The organism is Ruegeria sp. BHSA123 (assembly GCF_059613425.1).
In genome coordinates this window covers 36,187-52,796 of sequence record NZ_JBXWSL010000004.1, presented here as the reverse complement: position 1 = coordinate 52,796, position 16,610 = coordinate 36,187, and the positions used below count along the sequence as shown (strand labels likewise).

At 59.8% G+C, this 16,610-nt stretch carries 15 protein-coding genes; 6 read left to right on the top strand and 9 right to left on the bottom strand.

The annotated features are described in order from the left end of the window. Positions 1–11 precede the first annotated feature (11 nt). Complete coding sequence (polA, locus tag AC2FNC_RS03240; RefSeq protein ID WP_496714608.1) at positions 12–2,813, bottom strand: DNA polymerase I; 2,802 nt, start codon at positions 2,811–2,813, stop codon at positions 12–14. A gap of 126 nt (positions 2,814–2,939) precedes the next feature. Next, positions 2,940–3,119, bottom strand: a complete 180-nt coding sequence (locus AC2FNC_RS03235; protein WP_480476870.1) for a zinc-finger domain-containing protein — start codon at positions 3,117–3,119, stop codon at positions 2,940–2,942. An 87-nt stretch (positions 3,120–3,206) separates the two neighbouring features. On the opposite strand from AC2FNC_RS03235, the gene AC2FNC_RS03230 reads away from it, so the two are divergent. Further along, positions 3,207–4,199 (top strand): ABC transporter ATP-binding protein, encoded by a 993-nt coding sequence (locus tag AC2FNC_RS03230; RefSeq protein WP_480555160.1) that lies wholly within the window; start codon positions 3,207–3,209, stop codon positions 4,197–4,199. Here AC2FNC_RS03230 and AC2FNC_RS03225 read toward each other — a convergent pair. Next, positions 4,196–4,660: a DUF1203 domain-containing protein gene (locus tag AC2FNC_RS03225; protein ID WP_480519548.1), complete on the bottom strand. Its 465-nt coding sequence runs from the start codon at positions 4,658–4,660 to the stop codon at positions 4,196–4,198. The genes AC2FNC_RS03230 and AC2FNC_RS03225 overlap by 4 nt on opposite strands. A 110-nt stretch (positions 4,661–4,770) precedes the next feature. Here AC2FNC_RS03225 and AC2FNC_RS03220 point away from each other — a divergent pair, with 110 nt between their 5' ends. From AC2FNC_RS03220 to AC2FNC_RS03210, 3 genes are all read left to right on the top strand, one after another. Beyond that, positions 4,771–7,689: an error-prone DNA polymerase gene (locus AC2FNC_RS03220; protein ID WP_496714607.1), complete on the top strand. Its 2,919-nt coding sequence runs from the start codon at positions 4,771–4,773 to the stop codon at positions 7,687–7,689. Positions 7,690–7,737: 48 nt separating this feature from the next. Next, positions 7,738–8,151 carry a group III truncated hemoglobin gene (locus AC2FNC_RS03215; RefSeq protein WP_480474472.1) on the top strand — a complete coding sequence of 138 codons (414 nt, stop codon included), beginning with the start codon at positions 7,738–7,740 and terminating at the stop codon, positions 8,149–8,151. Positions 8,152–8,304: 153 nt separating this feature from the next. Then, a complete protein-coding gene (locus AC2FNC_RS03210) occupies positions 8,305–9,243 on the top strand; it encodes a DMT family transporter (protein ID WP_480555150.1) in 939 nt (312 codons plus the stop codon). Positions 9,244–9,302: 59 nt separating this feature from the next. On the opposite strand, the gene AC2FNC_RS03205 is transcribed toward AC2FNC_RS03210, so the two are convergent. After that, entirely contained in the window at positions 9,303–10,415 is a 1,113-nt protein-coding gene (locus tag AC2FNC_RS03205; RefSeq protein WP_267364409.1) for an S-(hydroxymethyl)glutathione dehydrogenase/class III alcohol dehydrogenase, read from the bottom strand. Between the two features lie 130 nt (positions 10,416–10,545). On the opposite strand from AC2FNC_RS03205, the gene AC2FNC_RS03200 reads away from it, so the two are divergent. Together AC2FNC_RS03200 and AC2FNC_RS03195 are read left to right on the top strand one after the other, a co-directional pair. Further along, positions 10,546–10,836, top strand: a complete 291-nt coding sequence (locus AC2FNC_RS03200; protein ID WP_480474470.1) for an I78 family peptidase inhibitor — start codon at positions 10,546–10,548, stop codon at positions 10,834–10,836. Between the two features lie 66 nt (positions 10,837–10,902). Further along, entirely contained in the window at positions 10,903–12,555 is a 1,653-nt protein-coding gene (locus AC2FNC_RS03195; RefSeq protein WP_480555152.1) for a DUF6504 family protein, read from the top strand. Positions 12,556–12,637: 82 nt separating this feature from the next. On the opposite strand, the gene AC2FNC_RS03190 is transcribed toward AC2FNC_RS03195, so the two are convergent. From AC2FNC_RS03190 to AC2FNC_RS03170, 5 genes are all read right to left on the bottom strand, one after another. Next, positions 12,638–12,862 (bottom strand): hypothetical protein, encoded by a 225-nt coding sequence (locus AC2FNC_RS03190; RefSeq protein WP_480519534.1) that lies wholly within the window; start codon positions 12,860–12,862, stop codon positions 12,638–12,640. 263 nt (positions 12,863–13,125) lie between these two features. Next, positions 13,126–13,578, bottom strand: a complete 453-nt coding sequence (locus tag AC2FNC_RS03185; RefSeq protein WP_480474467.1) for an SRPBCC family protein — start codon at positions 13,576–13,578, stop codon at positions 13,126–13,128. A 99-nt stretch (positions 13,579–13,677) separates the two neighbouring features. Continuing rightward, the gene (locus AC2FNC_RS03180; RefSeq protein WP_496714606.1) at positions 13,678–14,490 is read right to left on the bottom strand and encodes an XdhC family protein; all 813 of its coding nucleotides are present in this window, start codon (positions 14,488–14,490) and stop codon (positions 13,678–13,680) included. A 13-nt stretch (positions 14,491–14,503) separates the two neighbouring features. After that, complete coding sequence (locus AC2FNC_RS03175; protein WP_496714661.1) at positions 14,504–15,694, bottom strand: vWA domain-containing protein; 1,191 nt, start codon at positions 15,692–15,694, stop codon at positions 14,504–14,506. Beyond that, the gene (locus tag AC2FNC_RS03170; protein ID WP_496714605.1) at positions 15,694–16,560 is read right to left on the bottom strand and encodes an AAA family ATPase; all 867 of its coding nucleotides are present in this window, start codon (positions 16,558–16,560) and stop codon (positions 15,694–15,696) included. The genes AC2FNC_RS03175 and AC2FNC_RS03170 overlap by 1 nt, the downstream gene beginning before the upstream one ends. Positions 16,561–16,610 lie beyond the last annotated feature (50 nt).

Sequence of the window (16,610 nt, the reverse complement as noted above, 5' to 3'; positions counted from 1 at the left end):
GAACAACGCCGCTAGTGCGCCTCGGCCCAGTTCGCCCCCTTCCCGGCATCCACGACCAGCTTCACATCCAGCTTGACCGCAGGGTCCGAGGCGCCCTCCATCACGTCACGGGCCACGTCGATCACCTGATCCACCGCATCTTCGGCCACCTCGAACAACAACTCGTCGTGAACCTGCAACAGCATCCTGGCAGGCAATCCGGCGATCGCGTCCGGCATTCGCACCATCGCGCGCCGGATCACATCCGCCGCAGTACCTTGAATTGGTGCATTGATCGCCGCGCGGCGCGAGAACCCGGCATGTGGCCCCTTGGCATTGATCTCGGGCGTGTGGATCTTGCGCCCGAACAGGGTTTGCACATAGCCGTGCTCTTTCGCGAATTCGACTGTGTCGTCCATATAGCTGCGAATGCCTGGGAAACGTTCGAAATAACGATCAATAAAGCCCTGCGCCTCGGCCCGTGGAATACGCAGGTTCCGGGCCAGTCCAAAACCCGAAATGCCGTAGATCACACCGAAGTTGATTGCCTTTGCCTGACGGCGGATATCAGGCGTCATCTCACCCAACGGCACATCAAACATTTCGGACGCAGTCATGGCGTGAATATCCAGCCCGTCCGAAAACGCCTGTTTCAGAGCCGAAATATCAGCGATATGGGCCAGAATCCGCAACTCGATCTGGCTGTAGTCGAGGCTGACCATCACATTGCCCGGCTCGGCGATGAATGCCTCACGAATACGCCGCCCTTCTTCTGTCCGCACCGGAATGTTTTGCAGGTTCGGATCGGTCGAGGCCAGACGCCCCGTGTTCGCTCCGGTGATCGAATAAGACGTATGCACCCGGCCTGTGTCGGGGTTGATATGGGTCTGTAGCGCGTCGGTATAGGTCGATTTCAGCTTGCTCAGCTGCCGCCAGTCCAGAACACGGCGCGGCAACTCGTGTTCGGTTGCGAGGTCTTCCAGAATATCTGCCCCGGTCGAGTATTTCCCGGTCTTGCCTTTCTTCCCGCCTTCCAGACCCATCTTGTCGAACAGGATTTCGCCCAACTGAGCGGGTGATCCGACATTAAAGCTTCCCCCGGCCAACTCGTGAATTTCAGCCTCTAACCCGGCCATTTTCTGGGCAAATGCGTTGGACATCCGGCTCAGGACATCTCGGTCGACCTTGATGCCATGCATCTCCATCTCGGCCAGCACCGGCACAAGCGGCCGTTCCAGCGTCTCATAGACCGTTGTCACCTGCGCCCGATGCAATTGCGGTTTGAACAGCTGCCACAAACGCAGGGTGATGTCCGCATCTTCGGCGGCATAGGCCGTGGCCCCGTCAATCGCGACCTTGTCGAAGGTGATTGCCGACTTCCCCGACCCCAGCAGCGGTTTGATCGGGATCGGTGTGTGGATCAGATAACGTTCGGACAGAGTGTCCATCCCATGCCCATGCTCACCGCCATGCATGGCGTAGGACATCAGCATCGTATCGTCGAGGGGTGCCACGTCGATGCAATGCCGCCTGAAGATCTTGGCATCATACTTCATGTTCTGCCCGATCTTGAGGACCGACGGATCCTCGAGCATCGGTTTCAAAAGCCTCAGGGCTTCTTCCAATGGCATCTGCCCCTCGGCCAAAGCATCCGACCCAAACAGATCATCCGCTGATCCATCGCGGTGGGTCAACGGGATGTAACAGGCTTCTCCGGCCTCGACACACAGCGAAATACCCACCAGACCGGCAATCATCTCGTTCAGGCCCGTGGTCTCTGTGTCTACAGCAACCCAACCACGCTCATAGGCCTGGTCAATCCACTTTTGCAGGGCCGCTGCATCACGCACGCATTCGTATTTCGAACTGTCAAACGGGATCACCTCGGCCTCGACCTCTTCCACCGCTGGCGCAGGGGCGTCGGCAATCACCGGAGCCTCAACCCCCAGCTTGTCAGCGATACGCTTGGTGAGGGTGCGGAACTCCATCTCGGCCAGAAACGCCAACAGCGTGTCTGCATCGGGGTCCCTCACCTCAAGGTCATCCAAGGTGAAATCCAGCGGAGTATTCTCATCCAGTTGAACCAGTTTCTTCGAAAGCTCGATCTGGTCTCGCATTTCGATCAGGGTCTGGCGGCGTTTGGGCTGCTTGATCTCATCTGCCCGGTCCAGCAGGGTTTCCAGGTCGCCGAATTCATTGATCAGCAAGGCCGCCGTCTTGACCCCGATCCCCGGCGCGCCAGGAACATTGTCGACGCTATCACCAGCCAACGCCTGAACATCGACCACACGTTCCGGTCCGACCCCGAACTTCTCGACCACGCCATCCCGGTCAATGCGTTTGTTCTTCATCGCATCCAGCATTTCGACGCCGTCACCGACCAACTGCATCAAGTCCTTGTCGGAACTCACGATGGTCACGCGGCCACCGGCATCCCGTGCCTGAACAGCGAGGGTCGCGATGATGTCGTCAGCCTCATAGCCCTCCATCTCCTTGCAGGCGATGTTGAACGCTTTCGTCGCCTCACGGGTCAGTGGCATCTGTGGGCGCAGGTCCTCGGGCATCGCCTCGCGGTTGGCTTTGTAGAGGTCGTAAAGATCGTTCCGGAAGGTATGGGAGCCCTTATCAAAGATCACCGCCACATGGGTCGGCGCATCTGGCCCCGTATTTCCCTCGACATATTTCTGCAGCATGTTGCAAAAGCCCGAAACAGCCCCAATTGGCAACCCATCCGACTTGCGGGTCAGTGGCGGCAGCGCATGATAGGCCCGGAAAATAAAGGCCGATCCATCGATCAGATGCAGGTGACACCCATTTCCGAAATTCGTGGTCATTTCGCGCCCTCTCTGATCATTTGCGAAAACACTAATGCCACGGGCGCAACGATAGAGCCACCCGCACCGCGGCCGCAATCTTCATCTTTTCATAAATACTCAATGCCCGCACCGGGCAACACGGGCTCAGGCGTCAGTCTGATGCCCGGCCAGAACATATTTGCAGTCGCAATAGGGGCACTCGACCCAGCCAGTGTCTTCGGGGATCTGCAGCCACACGCGCGGATGACCCAACGCACCTTCGCCGCCATCACAGGCAACACGGGCGGTTTCGACGATCTTGGTTTCCGGCGCTTCGATGGTCACGGCTGGCGATCCTTCTTCGGTTGTCGGCCTCGCGGGCATGTATTAGGTGCGTTTATGAGCGATGATCAAACCGGGGGCAAGTGCCACATGTATGACGCGGCAATCAGGATCGAAGGGCTGCGCAAAACCTATCGCGGTGGCAAGGGTCAGCCCGAGAAACATGCGCTGAATGGCATTGACCTGACCGTCCCGCGCGGCTCGGTTTTTGGTCTGCTGGGTCCGAACGGTGCAGGAAAATCGACCCTGATTAACATCCTGGCTGGTCTGGTGGTGAAATCGGCGGGCCGCGTAGCGATCTGGGGCTTCGATCAGGATCAGAATCCACGCCAGTCACGATCGGCCATTGGTGTGATGCCGCAAGAGCTGAACCTCGACCCGTTTTTCACCCCGCGCGGCGCGCTTGAGGTTCAGGCTGGTCTCTATGGTGTTCCGAAATCCGAACGGCGCAGTGATCGGATTCTGGAACTGGTCGGTCTCAGCGACAAGGCCGAGGCCTATGCCCGCACTCTCTCGGGTGGAATGCGGCGGCGGTTACTGTTGGCCAAGGCACTGGTGCATCACCCGAAAATCCTTGTGCTTGATGAGCCGACAGCAGGTGTGGATATCGAACTGCGCCAAATGCTCTGGGCCAATGTTCGCAAGCTGAACGAACAGGGCATGACCATCATCCTGACCACCCACTACCTGGAAGAAGCGCAGGAGATGTGCGACGAGATCGCCATTATCAACCACGGTGAAAAGGTCGCGCAGGACAGCACCGCCAACCTTTTGGGCCGCATGGATAGCCGCACTATGGTGATTGTGCCCGACAGCCCGATCATTGATCTGCCTGCGTCGGAAGGCGTCGAGGCAGCTCTCCGCGATGATGGCAGCCTTGTCCTGCAATACCGCAACATCCAGACCAGCGCCGAGCAGGTTCTGGAATCGGTGCGCGCCGCGAATATCCGCATCCGCGACGTCCGCACCGAAGAGGCCGATCTTGAGGATGTATTCCTTGCCCTGACCTCGTCCCGTACCGAGGATCATCCGGCGGATGATCAGGATCAGCCACGCCGGGGCATCCACCGGGTCAAGCTTTAGGCGCGGTCTATTCGCGCCTGATAGCAGTTATTCCGCGCAGACCGCACGTGAATATAGGCGACGTCGGATCGGGAAAAGATTTCCCTGACTTTTGCGCCGATCTGGTCCGTCGGCGTGACCGCCCCGGTGCCATAGACGATCCTGTCATCCGCACCGTAGCCCTTGATCAGATAGTCGGGCGAGTTGGTCAGAATTTCGGGCAGCGCGTCTTCCTCGTACCGTTCACACGGTGTTGCACACAGAAAGATCGGGCCGGTTTCCGCATAGGGATGTGTCTCTGAAAAGGGCCGATGCGCCAATATCAGCATCTCATCGCCCTCTGGAATATGTCGCAGGCAGTGGCGGCACGGGTTACCTGTACCCGTCGACACAGCGCGCTCCGGCGTTGAACCATATGCATCCGGGCCACCCGCCTGAAGAGCGCGTACATCGTTTGTGGGCAAAGCGGTGATTTTGAACATCTCGGATCTCCTTTTTTGCTGACCATGCCCGTGTGACCGGACCCAATCGACCCGTTTCCTGCGCAAAGGACTCGAAAAAGAACAAAACGTGAATATAATATGGAATCGCCATGTATGCCGAGCTGTCGATCACGTCGAATTTTACCTTCCTCACCGGGGCCTCGCACCCCGAGGAGTATATGGAGCGTGCCGTCACCCTGGGTCTGCCTGCCATTGCGATTGCCGATGACAACTCGGTCGCCGGGATCGTCCGCGCCCATACTCAAGCACGCGAGATCACCCGCAAGGTCCGCGAACGGCTGGCGTGGGAGGCGCAGAACACATCCATCGGTCCACCCTGCCCCGATCACATCCCCAAGCCGCCCTCCTATCCCATCCACGCGGTTCCCCGCCTGATCCCGGCGGCGCGGCTGATCTTCACCGATGCGCCCACTGTCACCGCCTTACCCCTGAACCGACAGGGCTGGGCCAACCTGTGCCGCATCCTGTCCAGGGGTCGCCTGCGCGCCGAGAAAGGCGATTGCATCCTGCACCTGTCTGACCTGCTCGAATTTTCCGATGGCCTCCACCTGCTGCTGTGGCCACAGACAGCGGGCTCTCCAGGCGGCGCGGGCGCGTGGCGGACACAGGCGCAGCAGCTGACGCGCCGCTTTGCCGGGCGGATGCATCTGTTGATGCACCCTCGGTATGATGGCGCCGATGGTTCGTATTTCTCTTTATTAGAGATTGAGGCAAAACAGCTTGGCATCCTCACGCTCGCCAGCGCGACACCGCTGATGCACCACGGCACCCGCCGCAAACTGGGCGATGTGCTGACCGCCATCCGCCTGCGCCGCAAAGTGGACGCATTGGGCCGGGACGCTTTGGCCAATGGTGAACAGCGCCTGCGCTCCGAGGCCGAGATGCTACGCATCTTCAAGGGTCATGAAGGTGCCGTTGCCCGCGCCCATGTGCTCAGCGAAGAGTTGAAGTTCTCGCTGGGTGAGCTGCGTTATGAATACCCCAGCGAGGGCAGCGAACAGGAAACCCCGACCCAGCGCCTGCACCGTCTGGCGCATGAGGGGCTGAAATGGCGCTATCCCGCCGGGGCGTCCGAAAAGGCGAAAAAAATGCTGGTGCATGAGCTGACGCTGATCGGCAAGCTGAAATACGAACCCTACTTCCTGACCGTCCGCGATATCGTCCATTTCGCCCGTTCGCGCAGCATCCTGTGCCAGGGGCGCGGGTCAGCGGCCAATTCGGTCGTCTGCTTTTGCCTCGGCATCACCGAGGTCAGCCCCGAGATGGGCACCATGGTGTTTGAACGCTTCGTCTCCGAGGCGCGCGATGAACCGCCAGACATAGACGTCGATTTCGAACATGAACGCCGCGAAGAGGTGATCCAGCACATCTATGACCGCTATGGCCGCGAACGCGCAGGCCTTTGCGCCACTGTCGTGCATTATCGCGGCAAACGCGCAATCCGCGAGGTTGGCCGCGCCATGGGCCTGACCGAAGACACGATCTCGGCACTTTCCTCACAGCTTTGGGGGTTTTTCTCGGCCTCGGGGCTTGAGGCACAACGGATGCGCGAAATTGGCCTCGACCCCGAAGATCGGCGCCTGAAACAGACTTTAATGCTGGTTTATGAGATCGACGGCTTTCCTCGCCACCTCTCGCAGCATGTCGGCGGGTTCATCATCACCGAGGGTCGGCTGGATGAGCTTGTCCCCATCGAAAACGCCACGATGGAGGGCCGCACTGTCATCTGCTGGGACAAGGACGATATCGACAGTCTTGGCATCCTCAAGGTCGATGTCCTCAGCCTCGGGATGCTCACCTGCATCCGCAAGGCGTTTGACCTGATCGGCCAGCATCACCAGACCAGCTACACCCTTGCCACCCTGCCGCCCGAGGATCCGGTGGTCTATGACATGCTCTGCAAGGCGGACAGCATCGGCGTGTTTCAGGTGGAATCACGTGCACAGATGAACTTCCTACCGCGAATGCGGCCGCGTAATTTCTATGATCTGGTGATCGAGGTTGCCATCATCCGCCCCGGCCCCATTCAGGGCGACATGGTCCACCCCTATATCCGCCGCCGTAATGGCGAGGAGGAGGTCTGCTTCCCCTCGGACGCGCTGGGCGAGGTATTGGGCAAAACGCTGGGTGTGCCGTTGTTTCAGGAACAGGCGATGCAGATCGCCATTGTCGGCGCGGGCTTCACCCCGGAACAGGCCGATCGGCTGCGGCGGTCGCTGGCAACCTTCAAGAAACATGGCAATGTCAGCGAATTCCGCGCGCTCTTTTTGCGCGGGATGAAACGCAACGGGTATGAACAGGATTTCGCGGAACGTTGCTTTTCCCAGATCGAAGGCTTCGGCTCGTACGGTTTCCCGGAAAGCCACGCGGCCAGTTTTGCGCTGCTGGTCTATGCCTCTGCCTGGATCAAATGCCACCATCCGGGCATCTTCGCCTGCGCCCTGCTGAACTCGCAGCCGATGGGGTTCTACGCGCCGGCCCAGATTGTGCGGGATGCGCGCGAACATGGGGTGCAGGTGCGCCCGGTCTGCATCAATGCCAGCTTTTGGGACAATGTGATGGAGCCTGATGGCCATGGCGGTCTGGCGCTGCGGCTGGGCTTTCGCCAGATCAAGGGCCTGAGCGAGGAAGACGCCAGCTGGCTGACCGCCGCACGCGGCAATGGCTACACCCAGGTCGACGATGTCTGGCGCCGCGCAGGCCTTGGGCCGTCGGTGATCGAACGGCTGGCCGAGGCTGATGCCTTCGCCGCCTGCGACCTGACCCGGCGCGAGGCGCTCTGGCAGGCCAAGGCAATTGCCACCGCCAAACCTCTGCCACTGTTCTCGCAGGACTTGGAGGGCGAGGCGCTGGATGAACCCAAGGCTTACCTGCCACAGATGACGCTGGGCGAGCAGGTGGTCGAAGATTACGTCGCCACCCGCCTCAGCCTGCGGGCGCACCCGGTGGCCCTGCTGCGGCATCTGCTGACGCCGGATGGGCGCGACAAAACCACCTCTGTTCCGTAACGCCGGAACACCCTATCTGCCGAAAACAGAGTCGAAATTCAGGCTGTCATGACCAGACCCATCCTTCCCCCGCGCTTTCCCGCGACGCCCGAGCAGATCAACGCGCAAGTTCGCGCCTTTTATGCCCGTGTCCGGCAAGACGCGGTTCTTGGGCCCGTATTCGCAAACCACGTCACCGACTGGCCCGCGCATGAGGACAAGATCGCCGCCTTCTGGCGCAATGCCATCCTGTATGAGCGCTGTTATGACGGTAATCCGCAACGGGTCCATATCGAACGGCCCGATGTGAAACCGGAATTCTTTGCCCATTGGCTGGATCTGTTCGAAGAGGTCGCCACCCGGACCCTGCCCGCGGAAACGGCCACCCCATGGGTCGCCTTGGCCCGCCGCATCGGTGTCGGTATGAAGGCAGGTGTTCAATCCGCACGACAGCCCAAAGATGCGCCGCCGATCCTGCGATGATCCCAGATCATGGTGGTTTTGACATGTTAGCGGTAAAATAAGGGCTATTCGTGCCCTCAGAATAGGGTTAAGCAGCAATAAAGACAGCCGGGAACCCTGCCTGCGCTGCCACGATGTATCGTCACCACACCAACATAGGCCGAGGCCGGATCGATGAGCGCTCAAAACAACACCCTTGGGGGGCTTGGCTATGCATTTCTGGGATTTGCCGTCTTTGCCAGCCACGATGCGCTGATCAAGGTGCTGGGCGGCACCTATTCAGTGATGCAGATCATCTTTTTTGCCACGCTGTTTTCTTTCGTTCCAATGGCGGTCACGATCCTGACCGACCGAACGACGGGGAACTTTCTGCCGCATCACCCATGGCTGGTATTGCTGCGCTCGGGCCTGATGGTTACGGCCATGTCCTGCGCATTTTACGCGTTTTCGGTTCTGCCACTGGCCGAGGTCTATTCCCTGCTGTTTTCATTCCCGCTGATCGTCACGGTGCTGTCAATCCCGATTTTGGGGGAAGTGGTCCGCGCCCAGCGCTGGGCTGCGGTTGGCGTCGGCCTGATTGGCGTCCTGATCGTTCTGCGCCCCGGTGCAACGGATATCACATTGGGCCATATGGCCGCCCTGATGGCCGCCTTCTGCAGCGCCTTCGCCTCGGTTCTGGTGCGCAAGATCGGGAATGAGGAACGCTCGGCCGTGCTGATCCTCTATCCGATGCTATTGGCCATCGTTGTGATGAGCCTTGCCCAACCGGCTGTATATCAGCCGCCTTCCCTGCTGCATCTGGCGATGATGGCGCTGGTCGGGGTGTTCTCGGTCATCGCGCAACACCTGATCATTCTGGCCTACCGCGCCGCGCCCGCCGGTGTCGTCGCCCCCAGCCAGTACAGCCAGATCATCTGGGCAACGCTGTTTGGCATGATCTTCTTCGACGAGCGCCCTGACATCTGGGTCGCCGTCGGGGCCAGCATCATCATCGCGTCCGGCGTCTATGTTGTGTGGCGAGAAAGCCGGGCCAACACCACCTCGGCCAATACCCCGGTTCTGCGGGTTCGTTCACCCCGGGCAGACACAGGGGCAACACGACCTGGAAAGTAGGTTCAACAAAAACGGCGCACCGATCAGCGCGCCGTTTTCGAGAACTTTGGTGTTTACCCTTAGTAGATAACCACCGACCGGATGCTTTCGCCCTTATGCATCAGGTCGAAGCCGTGGTTGATGTCGTCCAGACCCATGGTGTGGGTGATCATCGGGTCGATCTCGATCTTGCCCTCCATGTACCAGTCGACGATCTTGGGCACGTCCGTGCGCCCACGCGCACCACCAAATGCGGTACCGCGCCACGACCGGCCGGTGACCAGCTGGAATGGCCGGGTCGAAATTTCGGCCCCTGCAGGTGCCACGCCAATGATGATCGACTCACCCCAGCCCTTATGCGCCGATTCAAGTGCTGCACGCATCACGCCGACATTGCCTGTGGCGTCAAACGTATAATCCGCACCGCCCTTGGTCAGGTTGACGAGATACGGCACCAGATCGCCTTCAACCTCTGACGGGTTCACGAAGTCGGTCATGCCGAACCTGGTGGCCATTTCCACCTTGGAGGGATTCAGGTCGACGCCAACGATCTGGTCTGCTCCGGCCAGACGCAGGCCCTGAATGACGTTCAGGCCGATACCGCCCAGACCAAACACGATTGCACGGCTGCCGATTTCCACCTTGGCCGTGTTGATGACCGCGCCGATACCGGTTGTGACACCACAGCCGATATAGCAGATCTTGTCGAACGGCGCATCCTCGCGCACCTTGGCCAGCGCGATTTCAGGCAGAACCGTGTGGTTCGAGAAGGTCGAGCAGCCCATGTAATGCAGGATCGGATCGCCATCCAAGGTCGAGAAACGAGAGGTGCCATCGGGCATCAGACCCTTGCCCTGGGTTTCCCGGATCGCCTGACACAGGTTGGTCTTGGGGTGCAGACAGTATTCACACTCGCGACATTCCGGCGTGTAAAGCGGGATCACATGATCGCCCGGCTTCAGGCTGGTCACTCCTGGGCCGACCTCGACCACCACGCCTGCGCCTTCATGGCCCAGAATGGCCGGAAACAAGCCTTCGGGGTCGGCACCCGACAGGGTGAATTCGTCGGTATGACAGATGCCGGTGGCCTTGATCTCGACCAGAACCTCGCCCGCCTTGGGGCCTTCGAGGTTTACATCCATCACTTCCAAAGGTTTGCCTGCCTGAATGGCGACGGCGGCACGGGTACGCATGGTACTTATCTCCCTGTCACTTTTGCCCCGACCCTGCGTCAATTGCAGGGTGTTTTCAACCGTGCTTTCATGGCAGATTGGCTAATTAATTGATATTGCAGAAACGACATTGCCAGAATGAGGAACGCCAATGCACCGATTTTTCCCGATCCTGATCTTTCTGGCGGCCTGCGCTGAGACTCCGCCTGCGCCCGAAGACGCTTTGCTGCCGCCGGAACCTGCCCCGGTCGATCTGGCCTTTTGTCAGGGCGAAGATTTTTCGGATACCGTTGGCCAGCCGGTTTCAACCATTCAGGCAAACCTGCCCGCGCGGTCGCGCGTGCTGGGGCCGGATGACATCGCCACGCAGGATTACCGCATCGACCGGCTAAACGTATACGTGAATGGTGACGGGATCATCCAGCGGCTGACCTGCGGATAAGGGCGGACTCGACTCAGGCATCGATTCTAACTTAAGAACAAAGTAAGAACATTATGATGCTTGAAAATGCCCAAACGCCGAATACTTTCGCTATGGTTCCCTCGCCTGGGGGCTGAACGGCTGATCCGCGCTGCGCGGGGGCTGCATACCGGACCTTTGGCCATCGTGGCCGAGCAGTCGAACATGCAGGTTATTACCTCAGTGAATGCCGATGCGCAGGCTGCCGGGCTGCGCGTAGGCCAGCCGGTGCGGGATGCTCATGCCATGTGTGCCAACCTGATCACGCGCCACCGTAACGCCCCAGCCGAAGCCGCGTTCCTGGCCGCATTGCGTCGCTGGGCGGGAAAGTTCAGCCCATGGGTGGCCGAAGAGGCCCCGGACGGGCTGATCGTCGATCTGTCAGGTTGCGCCCATCTGTTTGGCGGAGAGGAGGCGTTGCTGAACGTTCTTGAAACCGACTGTGCGGATATGGGCCTCAGCGTACAGATGGGCATCGCCGACACGCTGGGCGCAGCCTGGGCTTTGGCGCGCTATGCGGGGCAAGCGGCCACATCCGACCGCAATGGCGACGCCATCAGTCAGGAGGCCCGTGCCACCCGCGCCCGGGCGGGCAAACGGCGGCACTGGACCAAAGGCGGCACTGCGCCGCAAGTGAGGGCCCTGGGTGGAGGCGCGCGGGTCGCACCGGCGGGGCAATCTTATGGCGCACTCAGCCCCCTGCCCATCGCCGCGCTGCGGTTGGAAGATCAGGTTGTCGTGCAGCTGAACCGTCTGGGCCTGCGCCGCATCGGCGATCTGCTGGGCCAACCCCGCGCCAGCCTTGCGCGGAGGTTTGGGCGCGGGCTGGTTCTGCGGTTGGATCAGGCCATGGGCAGCGCGCCCGAGCCTGTCTCACCCGCCCGCCCGCCGCATCACTTCGCGGTGCGGATGACCCTGCCCAACCCGATTGGTCTGGTTGAGGATGTCATGGCTGCGGTTGATCGGGTTCTGCCAACGCTTTGCACCAAGCTGGAAGAAAAGGGGCGCGGTGCCCGCACCCTGCGGCTGGAGGCTCACCGTGCCGATCAGGCGGCTGAGGTTATCGAGGTCGGTCTGGCCCGCCCAACTTACGATAAACACCGCATTCGCCCTTTGTTAGAGATGAAAATCGACAAGATCGACGCAGGCTACGGCATCGACATGCTGCGGCTTGAGGCGGTGCAGACGGAACCCATCCACGCCCGTACCGTGGCCGGCCATGCCGAAGCCCGCCGTGTGGCCCGCAACCGGCTGGCGGGCAATACCGCCGTGGATGACCTGATCGGCAAGCTGGGCGCGCGGGTGGGGCTTGAGGCGATCACCCGGCGCCATCCGGCGGCCTCGCACATCCCTGAGAAAACGGCGCAAACGCTGGCGGCGGCATGGTCGGAACCTGCGCGCGACTGGCCTGTGCCGCCACGCCCGCGCCCCCTGCTGATGTGGCAGCCTGAGCCGGTAATGGCCCCGGAAACCCCCGACGTGCCCAGCGCCTTTCGCTGGCGCGGACGTAACTGGCAGCTGGCGCAGGCCACCGGCCCGGAACGGATCGCACCGGAATGGTGGCTGGATGACCCGAACTGGCGCAGCGGCGTGCGGGACTACTGGGTTGTGGTGACACAGCAGGGCGAGCGGTTGTGGCTGTTTTACGGCCATGGCGGAACCATGTCTGCAGGCTGGTTCTGTCACGGGCAGTTTGGTTAGGGTCTATTTCCCTCAGTAAATCTACAGATCCGGCGAGCGGCATTGCCGTTTGTAAACAGCCAATCCCGTCCAGACCTTGCCATCAGAAGAAAATGAACTCGTCCACCGGTATCTGCACCAACCTTCTGGTTGCGCCCGCCATGTTTACACTTGGCCCGTCCGGCGTTGCAGCGTCCTGACGGCCTCCGTCTTCAATTTTCAAACGGGCGCGCTCAATCTCGCCCCACAAGAAAAAAAGACCGTCCCGTTTGCCTACAAGACCGGCAGGTATCGTGGTCCGCAAAACACGAGTTTTTGCCTGTGACATCTGCTCTCTTACTGCCTCCGGTGTTTTCCACCTTTTACAGAAAATCTACCGGTTATTTCGGGAAAAGCCAAATTTTTATGGGCAGAACCCAATTTTCAACCCTCCGTTGACGGGCGTGTTCGCAGCTCTCTCTGAAGAGCGTTGTCTTGACTGAGAATTTGCAGATACCGCCGATTGCCACTCCTTCGGTTGACGGCGGGTTTCCCCGCCTTGTCGACAGTGGTCCCTGCTTTGATAACCTCTAGGCTATGGAACGCTCCGGATCATGCAGCCGACTGCTCTGACACGATCTCTCCGAACCGCGTAAAAAACTTTGCCGACAACTTCTTGGCGGTTCCCGCAATCAACCGACTGCCGAGCTGAGCAATCTTGCCACCAACATCAACCTTCGCCGTGTATTTCAGCACGGTTTCGTCCCCTTCTTCGGTCAACGATACGTCTGCGCCGCCCTTGGCAAATCCAGCCGCCCCGCCCTTGCCTTCACCCATCAAGGAAAACCCATTTGGTGCATTGGCCGTGTCCAATGTGACCTCACCTGCAAAGCGCGCTTTGACCGGGCCTATTTTCAGAACAACTTTCGCCTCAAGCTCGGTTGGTGATTTCTGCGTCAGTTCCTCACATCCCGGGATGCATTCCATCAATATGTCGGGATCGTTAAGCGCGCGGTAAACGACGTCCCGTGGCGCTGCGATACGGATTTCATCAGTCAGTTCCATTCAGGTCTTTCCTTTGTTCAACAACATCTTCGGAATACGCACGTTGCAACCTTGGCTATCCTTTGTTCCAGCCACGCAGGCCACATGCGGTAAAGGCGTTCAAGCAAGCTTTTCATCATGCGACACCTTTGCTGCCTTTTCACCGTTCCGCCACATCACGATCTCAGCCAAAATCGACAGGGCGATCTCATGCGGGTCTATGGCATATAAGTCCAAGCCCGCCGGAGATTTCAGGCGCTCAACCTTCAAAGGGTCCAATCCCTGGGCGATAAGCTTTGCAGTCAGGGCAGCTGCCTTGCGGCGACTGGCCACCATCGACACGCGTGCCGCATCGGTTTCCAATGCAGCCTTCAAGGCGGACGCATCGCTGCGCCCCTGCGCAGCCACCACGACATAGTCCCGCGGCTCCACGCCCAACACATCGACCTGTTCCAAGGCGAACCGCACATGGTTTCCAGCAATATCAAGCCCATCCTCGACAACCGTACGAAACCCCGCCAAAGATCCATGCGCCGCCAGAGCTTTGGCAATCAACCCCTCGCCGAAAATCACCAGCCGGGGCGCGTGTTGATAGGGCTCGACCAATAGATCAACGGTACCGCCGGACGGGCACCCACTTCTGAATGTTTGTACACCATCGGGATCCGTCATGTTCACCACCTTTTCCGAAGGTTTGACACGGATTATCTGCGGCATTCCGGACGCCCAAGCCTGTTGCGCCGCTGCCCGGACCGCGCGTTGCACACAAGCCCCACCAAGATGACCCAGAATTTCACCCGCCTGGGTAACCGCCGCCTTCCCCCCAGCTTTGGCCGAGGTCGCATCCGCCGTGCGCAAAACCGTCGCCACACAAAAGGCCTCTCCGGTTCCGCGCAGCTGATCGATGGTGTCAAAAATGTCGAAATTCGCCAAGGTCAGACTCCTTTCACAGCTTTTGGAACTGCAGCTCAAGCGCCGCCAATGCATCCAGCGTATTGGCCGGTAAATGCGCATCCAGATAGGGTTCAGCCGCCTGCATCGCTGCCGCAATTGGTTGATAGTCCTTCCAGCCCTTCAAGGGGTTCAGCCAGACGATACGGCGTGCCTTGCGCCTGATACGCGCAAGCATATCCCCCAGAGCCTGCGGATCAGAACTGCAATATCCGTCCGACAGGATCAGAACGACAGTACGCCCGTTCAGTGCCCGCGCGCCGTATCCCGACAGAAATCGCTCAAGACTGCCGGAAATATCGGTGCCGCCGCCGAAGCCTTCGGCCATCAGCGACAACCGACCCGCGGCCCGGAGAGTATCATGGTCGCGTAACGCATCTGTAACCCGCATCAATCGCGTGTGAAACAAATACGCATCTGCTTTGATCCCGCTGCCGATCAACCCTTTCAGGAAAGCCAGAAACACACGTGAGTACACGGTCATCGAGCCGCTCACGTCGCACAATGCCACAATCTGCATCGGGCGCGGCGGCCGCGCTCGGCGATACAGGTCCAGCGGCTCACCGCCTCGCGCCAGACTGGCGCGCTGTATTCGGCGCATGTCCAGAACAGCCCCGCGCAACGCCCGTTTCCGGCGGCGCGATCGCCTGTCCCGAAAAGCCCGCGCCAAGGCCAGCGCGGCTGTTTCAGCCTGCTTTAGGGCCTCGTCGTCCATTAACTCTCGCAAATCCCGGCGTGACAGGTTGGCCGTTCGCGTGGCGATCAACTTGCCGTCCACCCCTTCGGCTTCCCCTTCACCGCAGTCAGGCATAGTGGCCTCTTGTGCCGACCCGGATCGTGGTTCGTCTTCAGCTTGAGTTCTGGTCTGCCAGATCATTGGCTTGGCGGACTGCACCCGCACATGCTTGTTTTTCGCTTTTCCCGAACGCTGCGCACCAGCGTTGAACCAATAAGCATCGTACAGTTCATCAAACCTGCGCCAATCGTCCGCGTCTCCGGTCAAGACCGCGCACATGGCTTGCCGGGCTTGATTGGCATCCGTTGCATCCACTTCGGATAGGGCGGCAAGCGCGTCCCCCGCATACAAGGCGCCCAATTGCATGCCATTCATGCGCAAATGCGCTATGAAACCCGACATGCGGTCAGCAAGCCCCAAGGCCCGGGCGGGAAAGCGCGTGGCCTGCATCACGCGACCTTTCCGATCAGGCGATCCATCACTTCGGGCGGTGCCGCATTGTAATCTGCGGCAGTTTTCAGCAAACACACTAGCGTCGCCTGCACGTCTTCGCGGGATTTGGCCAGATCATTGACACCCAACCCGGACAGGGCCGCTGCCCAATCCAGCATCTCGGCGATGCCCGGTTTCTTCTCAAGGTCTTCCTGACGCAGCGCCTGCACAACCCCAATGATCTGACGCGCTAGAATCCCTTCAATTTCAGGCAGTCGTGCCCGCAGGATCGCCAATTCGGTCTCTCTCGAAGGATAGTCAAGAAAGCTGTACAAACATCTTCTGCGCAGCGCATCCGACAAATCCCGCGTCCCGTTGGCCGTCAGAATGACGACAGGCCGAACTTGTGCCTGCACAGTTCCCAGCTCGGGTATCGTGATCTGAAAGTCTGACAGGATTTCCAGAAGGTAGGCTTCAAACTCCTCATCCGCCCGATCAATCTCATCAATCAACAGAACCGGAGGTTTTGTTTCCGAGATAGCCTCTAACAAAGGCCTTTTCAGCAAATATTCATCCGAAAACAGCTGCGCCTCCGCGACGCCACCCTGCGCTTCGCTCGCCCGGATCGCCAATAGCTGTCTTTGATAATTCCATTCATAGATGGCATGGCTGGCATCCAGACCTTCGTAGCACTGCAGACGTATCAATCGCGTATCGCGCCAGGTTGCCACCGCTTTCGCAACTTCGGTTTTCCCCACACCCGCCGGCCCCTCCAGCAACAACGGGCGCCCAAGTTGTTGCGCGAGATGCAACGCCATGGCCAACCGATCATCGGCAACATAGCCCTGCGCAACCAACCCGTTCTGCACATCTTTCAAGGTCAAAACCAGGATCCTATCTTCATCTGGCCCCAAATATCCCGGGGGAGGTTCGG

Bases quoted from the DNA above. Each gene is read 5' to 3' on its own strand.
- AC2FNC_RS03220 (WP_496714607.1), top strand. From the start codon at position 4,771: ATGTATGCCGAGCTGTCGATCACGTCGAATTTTACCTTCCTCACCGGG.
- polA (WP_496714608.1), bottom strand. From the start codon at position 2,813: ATGACCACGAATTTCGGAAATGGGTGTCACCTGCATCTGATCGATGGA.
- AC2FNC_RS03210 (WP_480555150.1), top strand. From the start codon at position 8,305: ATGAGCGCTCAAAACAACACCCTTGGGGGGCTTGGCTATGCATTTCTG.
- AC2FNC_RS03230 (WP_480555160.1), top strand. From the start codon at position 3,207: ATGTATGACGCGGCAATCAGGATCGAAGGGCTGCGCAAAACCTATCGC.
- AC2FNC_RS03195 (WP_480555152.1), top strand. From the start codon at position 10,903: ATGCCCAAACGCCGAATACTTTCGCTATGGTTCCCTCGCCTGGGGGCT.
- AC2FNC_RS03205 (WP_267364409.1), bottom strand. From the start codon at position 10,415: ATGCGTACCCGTGCCGCCGTCGCCATTCAGGCAGGCAAACCTTTGGAA.
- AC2FNC_RS03175 (WP_496714661.1), bottom strand. From the start codon at position 15,694: ATGCAGGCCACGCGCTTTCCCGCCCGGGCCTTGGGGCTTGCTGACCGC.
- AC2FNC_RS03185 (WP_480474467.1), bottom strand. From the start codon at position 13,578: ATGGAACTGACTGATGAAATCCGTATCGCAGCGCCACGGGACGTCGTT.
- AC2FNC_RS03225 (WP_480519548.1), bottom strand. From the start codon at position 4,660: ATGTTCAAAATCACCGCTTTGCCCACAAACGATGTACGCGCTCTTCAG.
- AC2FNC_RS03200 (WP_480474470.1), top strand. From the start codon at position 10,546: ATGCACCGATTTTTCCCGATCCTGATCTTTCTGGCGGCCTGCGCTGAG.
- AC2FNC_RS03190 (WP_480519534.1), bottom strand. From the start codon at position 12,862: ATGTCACAGGCAAAAACTCGTGTTTTGCGGACCACGATACCTGCCGGT.
- AC2FNC_RS03215 (WP_480474472.1), top strand. From the start codon at position 7,738: ATGACCAGACCCATCCTTCCCCCGCGCTTTCCCGCGACGCCCGAGCAG.